The organism is Nocardia sp. NPDC051929 (assembly GCF_044548645.1).
GTDB lineage: Bacteria > Actinomycetota > Actinomycetes > Mycobacteriales > Mycobacteriaceae > Nocardia > Nocardia sichangensis.
The window spans coordinates 439,302-458,085 of record NZ_JBIUCG010000001.1 but is presented as its reverse complement, the minus strand read 5'-3'; the positions used below and the strand labels follow the sequence as shown (position 1 = coordinate 458,085).

Below are 18,784 nucleotides of genomic sequence, written 5' to 3'. Positions count from 1 at the left end.
TGCGAGATGCCGATCGCCCATATCGTTTGAGGTGTCAAAAATTTCATCTCGCATTCAGGAGCAAGAGCGATGCGTATCAAGTCCTTCTTCGCCGCTGGTCTGCTGGCCACCGCTGCCGTCGCCGGGGTGTCGACGGCCGCTTCGGCCTCCGCCGCACCGGTTTACCAGGAGGTCGCCTACGGCGGCACCTACGTCGGCACCTACGCCACGCTGAGCGCGTGCCGGGCCGACGGCGAGTCGCCGAGCACCGGCGGCTACTACTGGGAGTGCATCGAGACCTGGGACGGCTACGACCTGTACATCTACTACTGAGCCACCTGTCACAGAGAAGGGGCATCCGGATTCCGGGTGTCCCTTTTCGCCTTTCGTGACCCCGACCGCGAAGCGGGGAGTCCGGTGTCTGCCGGACTCCCCGCTTTCGTTGTGCCCGAAGGGCTTCAGTGTCCGCCCTGGTCCTTCAACCGCTGGATGGACGCCTGCACCTCGGCCTCGGCCTCGGCCCGCCCGACCCACTCCGAGCCCTTGACGAACTTGCCGGGCTCGAGATCCTTGTAGCGCTCGAAGAAGTGCTTGATCGCGGCCAGCTCGAACTCAGGGACATCCTTCAGATCCTGGATGTGGTCCCAGCGCGGGTCGCCCGCGGGCACGCACAGGATCTTGTCGTCGCCGCCCGCCTCGTCGGTCATCTTGTACATGGCGACCGGCCTGGCCTCCACGATCACGCCGGGGAACACCGAATCGGGCAGCAGGACCAGCGCGTCCAGCGGGTCGCCGTCCTCGCCGAGGGTGTTCTCGATGTAGCCGTAGTCGGCGGGATAGACCATGGACGTGTACAGGAACCGGTCGAGCCGGACCCGGCCGGTCTCGTGATCGACCTCGTACTTGTTCCGGGAACCCTTGGGGATCTCGATCGTGACGTCGAACTCCACGCCATCTCCTTCGTGCATCGGTGCCGAGTTCTGCGACTCGGCTGCTATTCGGCGACTGCCGACTCGGCCGCTGCGGAGTGCGCCGACTCGCCAGGTTGTTCAGGGGAACGGTTGCGCAACGAGGATAGTGTGGTCGTCGGGGACATGGGTGCGGCAGGCGGCTGCTGCGGGAATCGGTCAGGAGAGCGGCGGCGACGTGTTTGGTGGCAACGAGAACATCGGTGGGCTGGCCGCCCGGCGGCGCCGCAACAGATGGCTGTTGATCTCGACCGTGCTGGTCGTGCTGGCCGTGGCCGCCGCGGTGGCATTGCTCGCGGTGCGGCCGTGGACCGAGGAGTTCCGGCACGGTGGTCTGACCATCGCCGCCCCGCCCGCGCCGACCGAGCCGTCCGGGCAGGTCGTCCCGGCCCGGCCCACCGGTTCCGCGCCGAGTTCCGCCGGGATCGCCGCCGCGCTGGCCCCGGTGATCGCCAATCCGGACCTCGGCGCGTTCGCGGGCCAGGTGACCGACGCCGACAGCGGGACGGTGCTGTGGAGCGGCGACGCGAACCGGCCGATGATCCCGTCGTCCACCGCCAAGATCCTCACCACCGCGGCCGCTCTGCTCACGCTGCCCGCCGAGCAACGGGTGACCACGAAGGTGGTCGCCGGTGCGGCGCCGAACGAACTGGTGCTGGTCGGCGGCGGCGATCCGACGCTCACCGCGCAGCCGGACGGCAAGGGGTACTACCCGAACGGACCGCGTCTGTCCGACCTGGTCACCCAGATCAAGTCCGCGGGCCGCGCGGTGGACACGATCGTCGTCGACCTCTCCGCCTACACCGGCCCGACCATGGCGCAGGGCTGGGACCCGGTCGACATCCCCGAGGGGTCCATCGCCCCGATCGAGCCAGTGATGATCGACGGCGGCCGGTTGCAACCGCTAGTCGAGTACTCGCCGCGCACCGCGACGCCCGCTCTGGACGCGGGACGGCGGCTGGCCACCGAACTGGGGCTCGACCCGGCGCGGGTCCGGGCGGGCGCCGCACCCGCGGGCGCGGCCGAGGTCGCCTCGGTGCGTTCGGCGCCGCTGCGCGACCGGCTGCGCGACATGATGGTCTACTCCGACAACGTGCTCGCCGAGGCGATCGGACGGGAGATCGCGACCGCCACCGGCGGCGAGGCCTCGTTCACCGGCGGGGTCACCGCGGTGCGCACGGCGCTGAGCAAGGCCGGTTTCGATCTGTCCGGCCTGGATATGCACGACAGCAGCGGGCTTTCGGTGGACGACCGGATTCCCGCGCGATTGCTCGACCGGGTCGTGGCGACCGCGGCCCAGCCCACCGGCGCCACGGCGGTGCGACCGGCAGGCACCAAGGCCCAGCCCGAGAACGGCCGGGTCGCGGCGACCTTGACGCCGATGCTCGACAACCTGCCGGTCGCCGGTGCCACGGGCTCGCTGACCAGCCGCTACGTCACCCGGGATCGTCAGGCGGCGGGCTGGGTGCGAGCCAAGACCGGAACTCTGTCGGTCTCCAGCGCGTTGGTCGGATATGTGCTGGACGCCGATGGGCGGGTGCTGACCTTCGCACTGATGTCGAACGATCGACCACCGGAGGTGAGCAGGCCCGCGTTGGACGCGATCGCAGGCACGCTGCGAAACTGTGGATGCTCGTGACGGGTGGTTGATCATGACCCAGCAAGGTTCCGAGACAGCCGATTTCGGCTTCGCCGGCACGGTCGAGCGGCGAAAACCGCGCTCGGGCTTGTCCGGCGTGGTCGATTGGCGTTTGGCCGCGCGGACCGGCTCCGTTCTGGTGCCCGCGGGTCCGCGCACGTCGCGCTATTCGGCCGAGCAGGTGGTCGCCGAGCTCGCCGATGCCTCCGTGCGGGCCGAGGCGCCGGTGCGCGAGGTCAGCGGGTTGCTGGACGACCGGCCGGTCCCGGCGGCCAGAATCGTCGACCGTCCGGGGTGGATCACGGCCGCCGCCGACTCGATGGCCCAGCTCACCGGGGCCGATGAGGCGCAGGCCGACCGCAAGCTCCTCGCGGGTAAACCCGCCGGGGTGCAGGCGGGCGCCATGCTCGCCTTCCTCTCCACCGCGATCCTCGGTCAATACGACCCGTTCACGGGGCCGGACGGCACTCTGTTGCTGGTCGCGCCGAACATCGTCGCGGTGGAGCGGGCGCTCGGGGTGTCGGCGAGCGATTTCCGGCTGTGGGTGTGCCTGCACGAGGTGACCCACCGGGTGCAGTTCTCCTCCGCGCCCTGGCTCGGCGAATACATGCGCGCGAACGTCGAGGTACTCGGCGAGGCCGGTGACGAGCCGGTGAGCGACATGCTGTCCCGGCTGGTCGAAGAGGTGCGCGATCGCCGTCGCGGAACCGCCCCCGACGATCCGGCCGCGCGCGGTGTGGTCGGGCTGCTGCGTGCCACCCAGGCGCCGCCGCAGCGTGCGGCGCTGGACCGCCTGCTCATGCTCGGCACCCTGTTGGAGGGGCACGCCGATCACGTCATGGACGCGGTCGGTCCCGCGGTCGTCCCGTCGGTCGAGCAGATCCGCACCGCGTTCGACCAGCGCCGCAGGCGTCCGACCAACCCGGTGCAGCGACTCCTGCGCGCGCTGCTCGGCGTGGACGCGAAGGTCGCCCAGTACGTGCGTGGCAAGAAATTCGTCGATGAGGTGGTCGCCACCGTCGGGATGACGCGGTTCAACACGGTGTGGACCGAAGCCGACACGCTGCCGCGCACCGACGAGATCGAGCAGCCGCAGCGCTGGATCGAACGAGTACTGGACTGAACGAGGGTTCCCGGCTCGGCGGCGACTCGCCGTGCGCGGTCGGCCGGTAGGCTGCGCCCATGGGGCGTGCGCCAGGAACGACACCCGGGCGCTTCGGGCCGGAGAGCGGGACATCCGGATCCGGGCGGCCGTCCGCCGCCCGGCGATTGCCCGAGACCGCCGCTGTGCTGGCCGTTCGTCGAGCGGTCCGGGATTGGCTGAGCGGGTTCGGGCCGCGTGAGACCGAGGAGCAGGCGGTCGCGGTGGCGCTGTCCGGCGGCGCGGATTCGCTGGCCCTCACCGCGGCGGCAGTGGTCGAGACGGGCGCGGTCGACGCCTTGGTGGTGGATCATCGCCTACAACCCGGTTCCGGCGCCGTCGCCGCCGAGGCCGCGGCACAGGCACTCGCCCTCGGCTGCCGGTCCGCGCGCGTGCTCGCGGTCCAGGTCGGCACCGAGGGCGGTGTGGAAGCCGCCGCGCGCCGGGCGCGGTATGCCGCGCTGGACTCCGCGCGCCACGGTCTTCCGGTGCTGCTCGGGCACACCCTCGACGACCAGGCCGAAACGGTGCTGCTCGGGCTCGCACGCGGCTCCGGTGGCCGCTCGATCCAAGGGATGTCCGCGTACGCCGAGCCGTGGGGGCGGCCGTTGCTCGGCGTGCGCCGGGAGACCACCCGGCGCGTGTGCGCCGATCTGGGCGTGACGCCGCACGACGACCCGCACAACGTGGCGCCGGAGTTCACCAGGGTCCGGCTACGCACCGAGGCGTTGCCGCTGTTGGAGCAGATCCTCGGCGGCGGGGTGGCCCCGGCGCTGGCGCGTACGGCCGAACAACTGCGGGAGGACGGGGCGGTTCTCGACGCGCTCGCCGCCGAGCTGCGGCACACCGCCGGTGATGGGCGGGCGCTGGTGATCGAGACCCTCGCCACTGCACCCGCGGCTCTGCGAAAACGGGCGATTCGGGCATGGCTGCTCGAGCACGGTGCGAAAGCCCTGACCACCAAGCATTTACAGGCAGTCGACGAACTGGTTACGGCTTGGCGCGGACAGGGCGGCGTCGCGGTCGGCGGCGGCAGGCCGGGTAGCAGGTTGGTCGCGGGGCGCGAACATGGCAGGCTGACACTGCGGCTGGGTGAGGCTGGCATCGGACCGATGACGCAGACCGAACCGGCCGAACGGGCTCACCACCACGGAAGGGAATCCAGCTGACGTGTACGGGGATGACATCGCGTCGGTGCTGATCACCGCGGAACAGATCGCCGCCAAGACCCAGGAGCTGGCCGAACTCATCGCCAAGCGGTATCCACCCGACGCTCCGGAGGGCGATCTGCTGTTGGTGGGCGTGCTCAAAGGCGCGATCTTCTTCATGACCGACCTGGCCAAGGCCCTGCCGATCCCGACCCAGATGGAGTTCATGGCCGTCTCGTCCTACGGGTCGTCGACCTCGTCCTCGGGTGTGGTGCGCATCATGAAGGACTTGGACAAGGACATCGCGGGCCGCAACGTCCTGATCGTCGAGGACATCATCGACTCCGGGCTCACGCTGTCGTGGCTCAAGCGCAACCTGTCCACCCGTAACCCGGCTTCGCTCGAGGTGGTCACCTTGCTACGCAAGCCCGACGCGCTACGCACGCCGGTGGAGGTCGCGCACGTCGGATTCGACATCCCGAACGAATTCGTCGTCGGCTACGGCCTCGACTACGCGGAGCGCTACCGCGACCTGCCCTACATCGGCACCCTCAACCCCAAGGTCTACGGCGGCTGAGACCTCATCCGGGCAGGATGCCGAAAATCGTTGCCGGCGAACCGGAACCGCCGCGATAGAGCGGTCCGCCCACCAGCACCCACGCCCCGGTCGCGGGCAGTGCCGCCAGGTTCGCCAAGCATTCCAAGCTGATCCGGTGCTCGCCGTAGAGCAGCTTCGACACCGCGTACGTCTCGTCGGTGCCCACGTCGGGGCCGAACGTGTCGATGCCAAGCGCGCCGCGGCGGCCGAGCCTGCCGCCGCGCAGCAGCCATTCCACCGTCTGCACCGCGAAACCGGGTTGCCGACCGGCTGATTCGCCCGTGCCGACGAACTCCGGCGTGCCCCACTTGGCGTCCCACCCGGTCCAGGCGACGATCGCGGCGCTGTCCGGGATCCGGCCGTGCTCGGCCTCCCACCGCTTCAGATCGTCGACCGTGATCGCGTAGTCGCGATCGTTCGCGCAGCGCTGCCGGAGATCGATCTTCACCGCGGGCAGCAGCAGATCGTCGAGGTCGAGTTCGTCGGCGGCCAGTCCGTCCGCACGGAAATGAATCGGCGCACCCCAATGGGTTCCGGTGTGTTCGCCCTGCTGGATATAGCGCAGGAGGTAGCCGTCGTTCGCGATCGTGGCCACGATGTCGGTGCGGAATTCCGGATCCTCCGGGTACAGCGGTGTGGTGACCGGATCGTGGACGTGCGACAGGTTCACCAGCCGTCCCAGCGGGCGGGGTGTGGTCATCGCGTCCGCTGGGGAATCGCCCTGGCCAGAGCGAGCAGATCCGCTTCGAGGAGCCGGAACAGTCGATAGGTCAGCACGAATGCCAGGATGCCACCCACGCTCAGCACACGCACCGGAACGATCACCAGCTCCAGGTCGTCGGCCTCGACGAAGGTCGCGCTCGCCACGCCGAGCAGCGGAACCGATGCCGCCACACCGAGGTAGAAGCTGCCGCGCCTGGCCAGCGCGCGGAGCTGGCGTTCGTCGTCGGGACCGATACCGCCGCGCACCAGCAGCTGTGGATAGATCGCGCGCACCGAGTAGACCATGATCGGAAAGAACGGATAGGCGAGCGCGATCGCCGCGCACACGATCTGCGCGGCGAAGAAGTGCAAGAAGGTGCCACGCGGCAGGTCGACTCCGGAGAAGGCCAGCCCGAGCGGCCAGACGATGCCCGCGACCAGCCAGAAGCCGAAGGGTATCCACACCGCCCAGTCACCCATCAGCAAGGTGTCGCGGCGTGCTTTCGCGAGCGTGCGCGCGGAGTAGCCGTCGCCACGGCCGAGGCGGTAGGAGATGGCGAGCGGCCGCCGGGTCATGAACAACAGCAGCAGCGCGGCGACCGGGAACGCGATGAGGTTGTTGATCAATCCGACCGCCGTGAACTTCTCCTGGTCCGCGGTCGACATCCGGTCGATGATCAGGGTCTGGTTCAGCTGGATGTTATAGAAGCTGGCCAGCACGTTCGGCACGCCGACGCACAGCGCCGCGACCGGAAGCAGCCACCCGCGGGCGCGGTGGGCGAGGCTGCCGGGCGGGGGATCGACCAGGTCGCGCGCGCGGGTGTCCAGGCAGAGGTCGAGTTGTCCCGCGAGTTCGGCGCCGCCGCGCCAGCGCCGCTGCGGGTCTTCGTGCAGACAGTCCAGCAGTACGCGGCGCAGCGTGGCCGGCGTGTCTTCCGGCAGGCGCGCGAGCGCCGCGGCCGAGACGCCGCCGCGTCGCTCCGCGAGCATCCGCGTGTACGTCTCGGTGCCGGGGCTGTTCTGCTCCAGTGGCGGATCGTCGAAGGGGGTTGCGCCCGTGAGCATTTCCCAGAGCAGCACACCGAGGGAGTAGACGTCGCTGGCGTCGCCGGGGGCGGGCGCGTCGGGGTCGAGGTAGCGGCTCAGCTGCTCCGGAGAGCGGTAGACCAGTGCGTCGGTCCCGCCGGGACCGTGCGGCGCGGTGCGCCCAGGTACCTCACCGAGGGCGAAATCGGCCAGCTTGGGAATGCCCTCCGCGGTGAACAGCACGTTCGCCGGTTTGATGTCGTGGTGCAGCACGCCATGGTGTGCGGCGTAATCCAGCGCGTCGGCCAGCCGCCTGCCCACCCACGCCACGGTCTCCGGCCAGTTCAGCCGCGCGATCTCGGCGCGCACGCTCGAATCCGACGGCCGGATCTCGCCCTTGGCCTCCATGGCGGTGTCCACCGCGCGCAGGAGCAGGGCGCCGCCGTCGGTCACGGGGCCGCGACGGCGTTGCTCGAGCAGGTCGACCGCCGTGCCGCCGGGGAGGTATTGCATGTAGACCAGACGCGGGAGGGCGGTCGTCCTGGACTCCGGTGCGAGGGGCGGTCGCGGGGGCGCGGATGCGATGTCGTCCGGAGGGACCGCGATGGTCGCGTCCGGATCGCTCGATCGCTCGGTCACCGCGTCCGGATGAGCCGGAACCGCGGCGGCGTCACGAGGTTCGGCCGATCGTCCGGAATCGGGAATCAGAGCACTGCGTGGGCGGACCGCAGCGGTCGTATCGGGCGCGCTGACCACGGTCTCGTCATCGATACCTTCTGGCGCGGTGGCTGTCGCGTCACCCGTGACGGTCGGGGCGCGCCTCTCGGCGCCGTGCGTGCGCGGGCCGGGGACCGTTTCGTCGTCGCTGGGGTGGCTCGTCGTTCGGGTTGTCGGCGCCACGATGGTGTCGTCGTCGCCGGGGCGGCTCGTCCGGCTGGACGGGACGGCCGCGGCGTCGAGGTCGAGGCGCGGCGCGGCGATGGCGGCGTTCGCCGCGGTGTGGCGGCCATTCGCGGGAGGACCCGCGATGGTCAGGGCCTGTGCGGCGTCGGCGCTGAGTACTCGCTGGTCGAAGACCCGCACGATGTGGGCGTGGTCGAGCTGGGCCATCGTGTGCGCCGCGCCCGCCCGGCCCGCCGAGAACCGGACGGCGACCAGCCGTTGCATGGAACGCTGCCTAGCCAGGAAGACCCGGCCGAGCAGTCCCGCGCCCAGGTCGGTGAGCAGGTCGAAGTCATCGATCCGCAGGCCCGGCGCGAGATCGGCGAGCGCGGCGAGGGCTTCGCTCGAGTCGGCGTCCGGGTGGGCGTCGTCGGCGGCGAGATCGGCGAGGTGCTCGCGGACCGCGCCGGCGAGGTCCGGGTATTCGGCGAGGAAGTCCTCCAGCGGCAGCGGTCCGCGTCCGCGACGCGCCAGAAATTCCTCGCACAGCAGGTCGACCAACTCGGAGCTGGTCTCCACATCGGGGAATTCCTCGCGATAGTCGGCGATCCGTTTGCCGAGCCCTTCGCGCTCCCAGCGTCGCCGCAGATCCACCCGGATCAGATCGACGAGTACCCCCAGGCGAACTTGCGTGCCGTCGGGTACGTAGTCGCGAATCTGCGGCGGCAAGCGATCACCATGGAGACTGCGCTGCCAGTCGGCGGAGAAGCGGGCGACGGCATCGGTGCGGGGCAAACTCACGTGTCGGTCTCCACGGCGGTCGCGGTCGATCGGGCGGGTCGGCCCTCGGCGGCCCCCGATTCGGCGGATTCCGGATCGACCACCCGCTCCAGCGCCCGTAGGTCCGCTTCCAGCGCACGGAACAGCAGATAGGTGCCCACGAACGCGATTATGCCGCCCACACACAGCAGCCGAACCGCGACGATGACCGAGGGGATGTCGGACGGGGGCAGGAAGGTCACCCCGGTGACCGCGAGCAGCGGCACCGAGGCGGCCACCGCGAGGTAGCCGTTGCAGCGCCGGTCAAGGCCGCGCAGCCAGACCGCGTCCTCGGGGCTGATGTCGCCGTGCCGGAGGAACAAGGGATAGACGCACCGCACCAGGTAGAACGTCAGCAGGAAGAAGGGATAGGCGACCGCGATCGCGCCGCACACCACCAACGAGGAGAAGAAGTGCACCACGGCCTGTGCCGATATATCTCCCGTCGACACCTGTAGCGCGATCGGGAAGATCAGTCCGGCCAGCACCCACAGCGAGAAGGCCACGGCCACGGCCCGATCGCCCATCAGCAACGCATCGCGTCTGGCACGCCGCAGGGTTCCCGGATCGTATCTTCGTCCTTTGCGTAGGCCGCGCGGCACCGTCAGCACGTATCTCGCCATATACAGCACGAGTGCGATGCCGGTCGGGAAGAAGATCGCGTTCACCACGCCGGTGATGATGAGGAAGGTCTGCTGGGCCTCCTCGGTCATCCGGCTGATGATCAGGTGCTGGTTGTGCTGGATGTTGTACAGCGAGGCGAGCACATTCGGCAGCGCCATCGCCACCAGCGCCACCGGAACGATGTAGGGGCGCAGCCGCAGCCGCCAGCTGTTCGGCGCGGGGTCGACCAATTCTCGCGCGCGTTCGTCCAGGCACATCTCCAGCTGCCTGGCCAGGATCGCGCCGCTGGACCACCGGTCGGCCCGCTCGGGGGCGAGGCAGGTCAAAAGGATGCGCCGCAACGCGGCGGGACAGTCGGCCGGAACCCGCTGCAGCGCGGTCTCGTCCACGCCGCTGCTGCGCCGCTCCAGCATGGCCTCCAGCGTGGTGTCGTCGCCTTGGTCACCCGCCCCCGCCGTGCGGTCGTCGAACGGCTTCGCACCGGTGAGCAGCTCCCACAACACCACGCCGAGCGAATAGATGTCGGCGCGGGTATCCAGGTCGGCGGCACTGCGGCCGAAACTGGGATGGCAGGCCTCCAGTTGTTCCGGTGACATGTAGGCCAGTGATCCGCCGAAGTAGGCCACCGGGCTGGTGCCCTCCACGTTGCGGCTGAAGCTGATGTTGAAGTCGGCGAGTTTCGGCACGCCCTCCGCGGTGAGCAGGACATTGGCCGGTTTGACGTCGCGGTGCAGCACGCCGTGCGAGGAGGCGTAGTCCAGCGCCTCGGCCAGCCTGCGGCCCAGCCACGCCACCGTCTCCGGCCAGCTCAGCGCCGCGATCTCGGCGCGCACGCTGGAGTCGGTCGGCCGGATCTCGCCCTTCTCCTCCATCGCCGCGTCCACGGCGTCCAGCAGAAGCCTGCCGCTGCGCTCCTCGGGTGGTGTCGCGCGCACCCAGCGCAGCACGCCGAGCAGCGTGCCTCCGGGCAGGAACTGCATGTAGAGCAGCCGCAGCCGGCGCGCGGCGCCCTCGGCGTCGTCCAGCAGCCGCTGGTCGAAGACCCGCACGATGTAGTCGTGGTCGAGCTGGGCCAGCGTCTGCGGCTCGGTGCCGTGATCGCTGGAGATCTTCACCGCGACCAGCCGTTGCAGCGAGCGCTGCCGCGCGAGGAAGACCCGGGCGAACGCACCGCTGCCCAGACCGGTCAGCAGATCGAAGTCGTCGATCCGCTGACCGATCTCGATCCGGTCGAGCGGGTCGGAGCGGCCCGGCCCGGTCCCGATCGTCGTGGGCACGGCGGTGGCCGTACCCGTCAGATCGGCGGCGGTCGTTCTGGTCACCTCGGAATCACGAGCAGACCCCGCGGTTCGGTTCAATACGGTGTCGGCGAGAACGGAGTCGCTGTGCGCGACCGCGGTCAAGACGGAATCCTCCGGAGTCGCGCGACGGGTGCTCTGGTCGATTTCGTCGGCGTTCAGCAACTCGCGCAGTTGCTCCGCCTGCCGCGGATATTCGCGCAGGCATTCGCGCGGATCGACCCGCTCGCCGCTCTGGCGGCGGATGACGAACTCCTCGTACACCAAGCCGGCCGGAATATCGTCGGAAGCGAGTTCGGGGAATTCGGCGCAGTAATCGGTCAGGCGCATGCGCGCGGCCGGTTCCGGCGCGGTGCCCGCGCCTTTACCGCGGCGAAGCAGCCAGCGATGGCGCAGGTCGACGCGGATCAGCTCCAGCAATGCCTCACGTCGCAAGGTACTGGCGTCCGGTAGATATTCGGCGATCGCCGGTGGGCGCCGGGTGGATTCCCACTCCGCTGTGAACGCGGCCACCGCGTCGGATTCGGCACGCGACAGGTCGCCACTCCTCGGCCGGGTGGAAATACCCGTGTCGGGGTCGGACCTTCTCTCAGAGTTCGCACTCATGCTCGGACCTAGTGGCTCGGCGGACGCCGCGGAATCCGCACCGGTTGTTGTCCGATGTGCCGAAAATTTCCGCCACACCCGACACCATCATCCCCCGTGCCGTATTCGAAATGATAACTTGCGGCTCGACAGTGGATCACCCGATTTCGACAACGACGCGACGGGGGATGACCAGCACATGTCCGACGAGGCCGCAATCATGGCGGACGGCTCGATCTCAGCGGGAAACGCCGCTCCGCACACCGCCATTCCGAACGCGAAGACCGGCGAGCCGATGCCCGCCCGACTGCTGGGAGCCGTCGCAGACGCGCGGCCCGACGGCGCTCCGGAAGCCGAGACCGCACTCGAACGCGGCCCGGCCGCGACGATCGCGGCGTGCGTGCGAGACGGCCTGCTGCACCCCGGGCAAGTGGCCGCGGATGCCGGGACGCGGATCGCGGCGGCGGACCGGAAACGACATGCCTTCAGCGTCCTGCGTGCCGAACAGGCGACGGCCGAGTCGGTCGGCCTGATGGAACGCGACGACCTCGACGTGCTGCCCCTGGCCGGTGTCCCGGTCGTGGTCGAGCACGGTGTTCCCCTCGCGGGCGAGCCGATGCCGTGGGGGCCGGTGGCCGCCGCGGATCACCCCGTGGTGGCCAGGCTGCGCGCCGCGGGAGCGGTGGTCATGGGCCTCGTCGCGGCTCCCGAGCCGAGTCGGTGGGTGACCAGCGTGGGCACCGAGCGTGTCATCCGCAATCCGTGGAACCCCACGCGCTACGCGGGTAGCGCGGCCGGAGCCGCGATCGCGGCCGGACTGGTGCCGGTGGCGCACTGCTGCGACGGCCTGGGGGAGGTGCGGGTCGCGGCCGCGTGCTGTGGAATCTTCGGGATCAAGCCCGGGCAGTACACGGTCCCCGCTGCGGGCCCGTGGTCGAGCCTGGTCGAGCACGGTGTCCTCGCGACAAGCGTGGACGACGCCGCGCTGGCGTTGTCGGTCCTGGCGGCGCGACCGGACCTAGCCGAGGTGGATCCACCCGGCCGACTACGTATCGGGCTGGCGGTGGATCCACCTTCCCGCCTGTTGCGCGTCGACCGCCGCTGGACCGCCGCGGCGCGCAGGGCGGCCTCGGTGGCCGCGGCGGCAGGCCACTCGGTGGAACCGACCGCGCTACCGTACGGAAACGCCCTGCTCGCGGCCTCGCTACGCTGGCTGGCCCTCGGCGCCCGCGAGGCCCCCGCGCTACTCCAACCCGGCCGACTACCGCGGAGAGCCCGGCACCGCGTGGCTCTGGGCCGGACGGTGCATCGGTTGAGGCTCGCGCGTCCCGCCCAGATCGACCGGGTGGAGGCGCGACTACTGGAGTTCTTCGAGCGTTACGACGTGGTGATCACTCCCACGCTCGCCGCCCCGCCGCCGACGGCGCGGGCCTGGCACTTCCGCAATCGTCCGGCCACTCTGCTCGCCGGCGCGCGGTTCGCACCCTTCACTCCGCTGTGGAATCTGGTCGGCTGGCCCGCGGCCTCCGTTCCCATGGGCATGCACTCCTGGTCGGGTACGCCGGTGGCCGCTCAGCTCGCGGGACCACCCGGTAGCGAATCCACCCTGCTACGGCTGGCCGCGCAATTGGAGACGCGCCGTCCGTGGCAGCGCACCGCCCCCGAGACCCCGCCGGGCCGGTTCAGACGCTGACCGGCGACTGCTGCGCCGCGAACCCGCCATCGACGGCTCGTCCGGCGAACTCCAGGATTGTCGGCCGGTTGTCGTCGGCCCGCCAGGCCACGGCGAGCTCGCACGGCGCCAACCCCGACACGGGACGCGCGGTCAGCCCGGGCCAGCGGTACATCGGCACGTTGTTCTCGGCGAGCAGGCACACGCCGAGGCCGAGGCTCACGGCTTCCAGCTTGTCCTCCGCGGTCGCGGCTTCGGCGCCGATCTTCGGCGGACGGCCGCCGCGCCCGTCGTTGCCGAGCCAGAAATCGCGCACCGCACCGGCTTCGGTGGGCAGTGCGACGAACGGTTCGTCGAGCAGATCGGCGAATTCGATGGTCTCCGAGATCGCCAGCGGGTGGTTTTCCGGAAGCAGCACCCAGCGCGGTTCGGTGCGCAGCACCTGCCACCGGTAGCGGCTCTGGTCCGGCAACGGCAGCCAGACCAGAGCGAGATCGGCCTGCCGACCCGCCAGGCCGCTGGAGGGATCGGTCCAGGAAGCCGCGTGCAGTGCGAGACGATGTCCGCTCGCGCTCTCCAGATCGCTGAGCAGACCGCGCCCGAGTGTGGATTGGATGCCGACGCGCAACACCTCGCCCGCCTCCTGCAGCGAGACGTTGGTGACCTCCCACAACTCCAGGATCTTGCGTGCGCCTTCGAGCAGTTCCTTGCCCGCGACGGTCAACGCGACACTGCGCTGGTTGCGGTCGAACAGGACCACGTCGAGCTGACGTTCCAGCTGCCGGATCTGACGCGACAGGGTGGGTTGAGCGATGTGCAGCCGCTGGGCGGCGTTGGTGAAATGCAGTTCCTCAGCGACGGCGACGAAATACCGCAGGTCGCGCAAATGCGGGTCCATAGCCCCTTGCTATCAGAATCGGTCCGGAATTTCCAGCCTTATCAGGCCGAAAAGTTCGGATACGGGCGCCGAAACAGTCGGCAGGTTTGTTAGGGACAGCATATTGCCTGCGATGGTGCTGCGCACCAGGCGGATAGCGAATTTTCGGCATGCCGTGGCCGTTTACCGTCAGGTTCTTCGATTTGGGCAGTTGACCAGCATGAACGAGAGTGAACCGGGAGTCTTTGTGGCGGATTGTGGACGCGTTTGTGGCCGCCGAGTATGGGCTGAGAATTTGCCGCTGACCGGCTTCGCGATGTCAGCGAGTGCGCGCGTGATTTTCCTCACAATGCCGTCGGTGTGTGGGGCTCCCGATGTGCCCCCGAACACGGCGGGGCGCCGCGGCCGAGACGAATCCCAGCCGCGGCGCCCCTGCTTCCCGACCCGCTCACGCGCCGCGCACGCGCTCCTCGTAGGCCTTGCGCTTCTCGGCGTCGACGTCGTCGAGGAAGGCGCGGCCGGATCCGAGCGCGCGGCCGATGCCGTCACCGAGCGATTCCGGCAGCAGGCCGACGAACTGGGCGATGAACCCGGCCACCGCGGTCACCCTGACCTTCGACTTCGGCGCGACGATCAGCTTCGCGACGGCGTCGGCGATCTCCTCCGGCTCCGCGGCGCGCAGCAGCTTGGGCGCGGTGACGCCGGATCCGAGCTCGGTGTTGGTCAGCGTGGGCAGTACCGAGGAGAAGCGCACGCCGGTGCCGCGGTACTCCTCCCGCAGCGTGTCGGTGAAGCCGAGCACCGCGTGCTTGCTGGCGTTGTAGGTGGCCAGGCCGGGGATATGGGTCTCGCCGGCCAGTGAGGCGATGTTGATGATGTGCCCGCCGCCGCGCGGCAGCATCCGGCGCAGCGCCAGCTTGCAGCCCAGGATCACGCCGTAGACGTTGATGTCCAGGATCCGGCGGGTCAGCGGGTCCGGCTCGTCCACCAGCTTGCCGGTCGGCATGATGCCCGCGTTGTTGATCAGCACGTCGATCGGGCCGAGGGTCCGCTCCACCTCGTCGAGGAAGCCGTCGAACGACTCCTGATCGGTAACGTCGAGCTTGCCGTAGAGCTCGAAACCGCGTGCCGTGCCCGACTCCTTGACCGTGGTCTCGTCGATATCGCCGATCGCGATCTGCGCGCCGAGAGCCTGTAGCGCGGTCGCGGTGGCGAGTCCGATGCCGCGTGCCCCACCGGTGATCACCACGACCTTGCCGCGGATCTGCTTCGCTTGGGTCACTTGTCGCCCCCTTTGAGCTTCAGCAGGGCCGGAAGGTCGAGGCGGCGCAGCCCGCGGGCGCCTGCCGCGCGCATGGCGCCGAGCGCGAACAGCAGCTTCGGCATCGAGTACGGGTACCAGAACAGTTCCTTCTGCTGCGTCGGCAGGATCGGCGTGGTGATCGCCTGCTGGCGGCAGTACTTGCGCACGCCGTTCGCGCCGCCCCAGCGGGCGCCGACGCCGGACAGCCCCCAGCCGCCCATGGGCAGGGCGTAACTGAACAGGTTGGCGAAGACGTCGTTGATGTTGACCGCGCCCGCGTTCAGCTGCCGTGCGATCCGTTCGCCGCGCTCTTTGTCGCCGGTCCACACCGAGGCCGACAGGCCGTACACCGAGTCGTTGGCCAGCCGGATCGCCTCGGACTCGTCGGCCACCTTCATCACCGGCAGCGTCGGGCCGAAGGTCTCCTCGGTGACGCAGGACATGGTGTGGTCGACATCGACCAGCACGGTCGGCTCGAAGGCGGTGCCGAATCCGGCCCGCTTGCCCCCGGTGAGCACCTTGGCGCCCGCCGCGACGGCCTCGTCGACGTGGCGCTGCACGATGGCCGCCTGATTCTCGTTGGCCAGCGCTCCCACGTCGTATTTCGACTCGCGTCCGTCCAGGCCTTGGCGTAGCGCCTGCACATTGGCGGTGAGTTTGGCGACGAACTCGTCGTACACCGGCGCTTCGACGTACACCCGCTCCACGGAGATGCAGACCTGGCCGGAGTTGAACATGCCACCGAAGGCGATGCCGTGCGCGGCGCGATCCAGGTCGGCGTCGGCCAGGACGATCGCCGGATCCTTGCCGCCGAGTTCCAGGCTGTAGGGCACCATCCGTTCCACGCACGCGGCGGCGATCTTGCGGCCGGTCGCGGTGGAACCGGTGAACTGGATGTAGTCGGCGTTGCCCGCCACGGCCGCTCCGGTCGCGCCCGCGCCGGTGACCACCGCGAAGATCGGCGGCGCGCCGATCTCCGCCCAGCCTTTGGCCAGTTCGATCGCGGAGAGCGGGGTCACCTCGGAGGGCTTGAGGATGACGGCCGCCCCGGCCGCGAGCGCCGGGATCACGTCCATCACCGGCATGGCCAGCGGGAAGTTCCACGGCGTGATGACGCCGACCACCGGATAGGGCCGGTAGACCGTGGTCAAGCGTTTGACGCGGGCCAGCGGGCTGTGCGGTGACGGGTGGTCGTCGGCGAGGAACTTCGCCGCGCGGCGGGCGTAGTAGCCGATCAGATCGGTCGCGAAACCCGGATCGATCAGGGCGTCCACCCGGGGCTTGGCGGTCTCCGACTGCAGCACGGCGGCAAGGCGGTCGGTGTTGTCGATCAACCAGTCCTGGAACTTCAGCAGCCAGACCTTGCGCCCTTCGGGGCCGATCGCCTCCCACTCCGGCTGGTACAGCCGCAGTTCGCGGACCTTGGCCGCGACCGCGTCCGCGGTCTCGTCCGGCACCGTGCCGACGACCTCGCCCGTGCCGGGATTGCGCACTTCGATGACGGCGGGACCGTCCTTCTTCGCGGTCGTTTCGCGTGCCCGCGCCTTCTCGGTCGCGGGCGCTGGTTCGGTGTTGGTCACTGCTGTTCTCCCACTGACGTCGTGTTGAACCGCGGTCTGCTGACTGCTGTGAGACAGGCCACTGAACTATGATCGTGACACAATCCGAACAGACTTTCTTGGCCCAGATCATCAAGGAAAACGGGTGATTTTGTGTCCGTGAGACAAGCGGTGGTTCGGTATCCGCCGAGCCGGAGGAGAGGGCGATGACCGTTGGGCCTTCGCCGGGCGCCGCGGCCAGGCCGAGCCCCGCACCCGACGAAGTGCGCGACTGGCTCGCGGAGTACGTCTACGAGACGACGCGCGCCGAAGTGCTCGAACGCGTCGTCACCCGGCTCGACGACGTGATCATCGCGCGCATCCCCGAACTAGCCGATCGCGATATGCGCCGCGACCTCGCGGCCAGCACCAGGGCGCACGCCAGGATCGTGCTCAGCCGCCTGGCCAGCGATACCTTCGAGTTCTCGCTCCCGGAGGAGGCGCACGCGTTCGCGCGCAGCGTGGCCAGGCGTGGTTTCGAGCTGCGGTTGCTGCTGCGGGTCTATCACGTGGGCATGGAGGCGGTGCTGGACTACATGACCGAGGTCGTCGAGCAGCGGCGGGCGACGCCGGAACTCGAACGCATGGTGCTGCTGCGGCTGTTCGAGCGGGCCACCAAGTGGATCAGCACGTCGGTCGAGTTGCTCACCGACACCTACATGGAGGAGCGCGAGCAGGTGCTGCGCGCCGCCTTCAACCGTCGCGCCGAGACCGTCCGAGCGCTGCTGGACGGCGAGCACGTGGACGTCGATCAGGCATCGGTGCGGCTCGGCTACCGGCTCTCCCAGCGGCACCTGGCCTTCGTGCTGTGGACCGACGAGCCGACCGGAGAACCCGCAGGCGCGGAGGCGGAGGCGACCGGACTGCTGGATCGGGTCGCGGCGCGGCTGGCCGCGGCGCTGGGCAGCGCGCGGCTGCTCACCGTTCCATCCGGCGCCAGCGCGATGTGGGCGTGGGCCGGATCGGACGACGGGGAACACGGCGCCGAACTCGCGGTGCCGGGCGAAGCGGAGCGGCTGACCGCGGCGCAGGTCGATGCGCCGGTACGGGTGGCGTTCGGTGTGCCCGCCGCGGGGATCGCCGGTTTCCGTCGCAGTCATCGGGAAGCGGTCGCCGCGCGGCAGGTCGCGGAGCGCGCACCCGCGGGCGGGCGGCGCGTCACCGGGTATCGAACGGTGGAGATCGCCTATCTGGCCGGTGCGGACGAAGCGGCCATGCGAGGACTGGTCGAGCGGGAACTGGGCGCGCTGGCGGCGCGCGACGGGAACGCCGCACGGCTGCGCGAGACGCTGCACGCCTATCTGCGCAGCCAACGCAGCCCGGAGGCCACCGCGAAGGTGCTCGGCGTACACAAGAACACGGTCCGCTACCGCGTGCAGCGGATCGAACAGCTTTTGGGATATCCGATCGAAGAACGCGGTCTGCCGCTGGAGATCGCGCTGGTGTGCGTCGCCGTCTACGGCGCCGACGCACTGCCCTGAACCGGCCGCCTGTCTACTCTCCCGCCGCGGCCTCCCGTGCGGCGATCCGGCGCAGCGGCGGTTCGGTGGTCGGGGCCACCCTGCGGTCGGGTAACTCGGCGAGCAAGGTGGTGGTCGCGTTTGCGATGGCCGCGACGGCCTTGTCGACGGCCGGTTTGGTGGTCGAGCTCAGGCCGGACACGCCACCGACCTTGCGCACGTACTGCAGTGCGGCGGCATAGATTTCCTGCTCGGTTGCGGCAGGCTCCAGACCACGCAGGACGGTGATGTTTCTACACATGCGAGCACACTAGCCCCAGATCACGACATGCGTCAGCGCAAGAACCAACGGAGTCCGAAATCGATTCGCCCTGCGGACGCGCCCGCGGTCCGGCGTCGCGACCGACAGAGGTGGCCGTCCGCGAATCCCGCGCGTACCCCGCGCGGGATAGGGAACAATCGGGG

15 protein-coding genes are annotated in these 18,784 nt (G+C 69.7%); 7 read left to right on the top strand and 8 right to left on the bottom strand.

Features of this window, described 5'->3' with window-relative positions; genetic code table 11:
- Positions 1–69: 69 nt before the first annotated feature.
- On the top strand, positions 70–312 hold the full coding sequence (locus ACIHAX_RS01945; protein WP_067794586.1) for a hypothetical protein: 243 nt from the start codon (positions 70–72) through the stop codon (positions 310–312).
- A gap of 125 nt (positions 313–437) precedes the next feature.
- Here ACIHAX_RS01945 and ACIHAX_RS01940 read toward each other — a convergent pair whose 3' ends face one another.
- Positions 438–929 carry an inorganic diphosphatase gene (locus tag ACIHAX_RS01940; RefSeq protein ID WP_355079184.1) on the bottom strand — a complete coding sequence of 164 codons (492 nt, stop codon included), beginning with the start codon at positions 927–929 and terminating at the stop codon, positions 438–440.
- Positions 930–1,146: 217 nt separating this feature from the next.
- Between ACIHAX_RS01940 and ACIHAX_RS01935 the strand changes: the two genes are divergently transcribed.
- The 4 genes from ACIHAX_RS01935 to hpt are packed head-to-tail and all read left to right on the top strand — an operon-like array spanning position 1,147 to position 5,452.
- A complete protein-coding gene (locus ACIHAX_RS01935) occupies positions 1,147–2,586 on the top strand; it encodes a D-alanyl-D-alanine carboxypeptidase/D-alanyl-D-alanine-endopeptidase (RefSeq protein ID WP_397275341.1) in 1,440 nt (479 codons plus the stop codon).
- Positions 2,587–2,599: 13 nt separating this feature from the next.
- Positions 2,600–3,709, top strand: coding sequence for a zinc-dependent metalloprotease (locus ACIHAX_RS01930; RefSeq protein WP_397275285.1), 1,110 nt, complete (start codon positions 2,600–2,602; stop codon positions 3,707–3,709).
- A gap of 59 nt (positions 3,710–3,768) precedes the next feature.
- On the top strand, positions 3,769–4,896 hold the full coding sequence (tilS, locus tag ACIHAX_RS01925) for a tRNA lysidine(34) synthetase TilS (RefSeq protein ID WP_364436008.1): 1,128 nt from the start codon (positions 3,769–3,771) through the stop codon (positions 4,894–4,896).
- Between the two features lies 1 nt (position 4,897).
- Positions 4,898–5,452, top strand: a complete 555-nt coding sequence (gene hpt / locus ACIHAX_RS01920) for a hypoxanthine phosphoribosyltransferase (RefSeq protein ID WP_039794624.1) — start codon at positions 4,898–4,900, stop codon at positions 5,450–5,452.
- A gap of 4 nt (positions 5,453–5,456) precedes the next feature.
- On the opposite strand, the gene ACIHAX_RS01915 is transcribed toward hpt, so the two are convergent.
- The 3 genes from ACIHAX_RS01915 to ACIHAX_RS01905 are packed head-to-tail and all read right to left on the bottom strand — an operon-like array spanning position 5,457 to position 11,430.
- The gene (locus ACIHAX_RS01915) at positions 5,457–6,173 is read right to left on the bottom strand and encodes a cyclase family protein (protein ID WP_355079177.1); all 717 of its coding nucleotides are present in this window, start codon (positions 6,171–6,173) and stop codon (positions 5,457–5,459) included.
- Positions 6,170–8,884 (bottom strand): protein kinase, encoded by a 2,715-nt coding sequence (locus ACIHAX_RS01910; RefSeq protein WP_397275282.1) that lies wholly within the window; start codon positions 8,882–8,884, stop codon positions 6,170–6,172. Before ACIHAX_RS01910 ends, ACIHAX_RS01915 begins: the two co-directional genes overlap by 4 nt.
- A complete protein-coding gene (locus ACIHAX_RS01905) occupies positions 8,881–11,430 on the bottom strand; it encodes a serine/threonine-protein kinase (protein ID WP_397275280.1) in 2,550 nt (849 codons plus the stop codon). The genes ACIHAX_RS01910 and ACIHAX_RS01905 overlap by 4 nt, the downstream gene beginning before the upstream one ends.
- 178 nt (positions 11,431–11,608) lie before the next feature.
- Here ACIHAX_RS01905 and ACIHAX_RS01900 point away from each other — a divergent pair, with 178 nt between their 5' ends.
- A complete protein-coding gene (locus ACIHAX_RS01900) occupies positions 11,609–13,102 on the top strand; it encodes an amidase family protein (RefSeq protein WP_364436019.1) in 1,494 nt (497 codons plus the stop codon).
- Here ACIHAX_RS01900 and ACIHAX_RS01895 read toward each other — a convergent pair.
- The 3 genes from ACIHAX_RS01895 to ACIHAX_RS01885 all read right to left on the bottom strand — a co-directional run bounded on the left by ACIHAX_RS01895 (position 13,092) and on the right by ACIHAX_RS01885 (position 16,841).
- Positions 13,092–13,979, bottom strand: coding sequence for a LysR family transcriptional regulator (locus tag ACIHAX_RS01895; RefSeq protein ID WP_355079169.1), 888 nt, complete (start codon positions 13,977–13,979; stop codon positions 13,092–13,094). The genes ACIHAX_RS01900 and ACIHAX_RS01895 overlap by 11 nt on opposite strands.
- Before the next feature lie 427 nt (positions 13,980–14,406).
- Positions 14,407–15,240 carry an SDR family oxidoreductase gene (locus ACIHAX_RS01890; RefSeq protein WP_397275277.1) on the bottom strand — a complete coding sequence of 278 codons (834 nt, stop codon included), beginning with the start codon at positions 15,238–15,240 and terminating at the stop codon, positions 14,407–14,409.
- Positions 15,237–16,841, bottom strand: a complete 1,605-nt coding sequence (locus tag ACIHAX_RS01885) for an aldehyde dehydrogenase family protein (RefSeq protein WP_397275275.1) — start codon at positions 16,839–16,841, stop codon at positions 15,237–15,239. Before ACIHAX_RS01885 ends, ACIHAX_RS01890 begins: the two co-directional genes overlap by 4 nt.
- Before the next feature lie 185 nt (positions 16,842–17,026).
- Here ACIHAX_RS01885 and ACIHAX_RS01880 point away from each other — a divergent pair, with 185 nt between their 5' ends.
- A complete protein-coding gene (locus tag ACIHAX_RS01880; RefSeq protein ID WP_397275273.1) occupies positions 17,027–18,340 on the top strand; it encodes a PucR family transcriptional regulator in 1,314 nt (437 codons plus the stop codon).
- Between the two features lie 13 nt (positions 18,341–18,353).
- On the opposite strand, the gene ACIHAX_RS01875 is transcribed toward ACIHAX_RS01880, so the two are convergent.
- Positions 18,354–18,620, bottom strand: coding sequence for a DUF2277 domain-containing protein (locus ACIHAX_RS01875; RefSeq protein ID WP_067794607.1), 267 nt, complete (start codon positions 18,618–18,620; stop codon positions 18,354–18,356).
- Positions 18,621–18,784 lie beyond the last annotated feature (164 nt).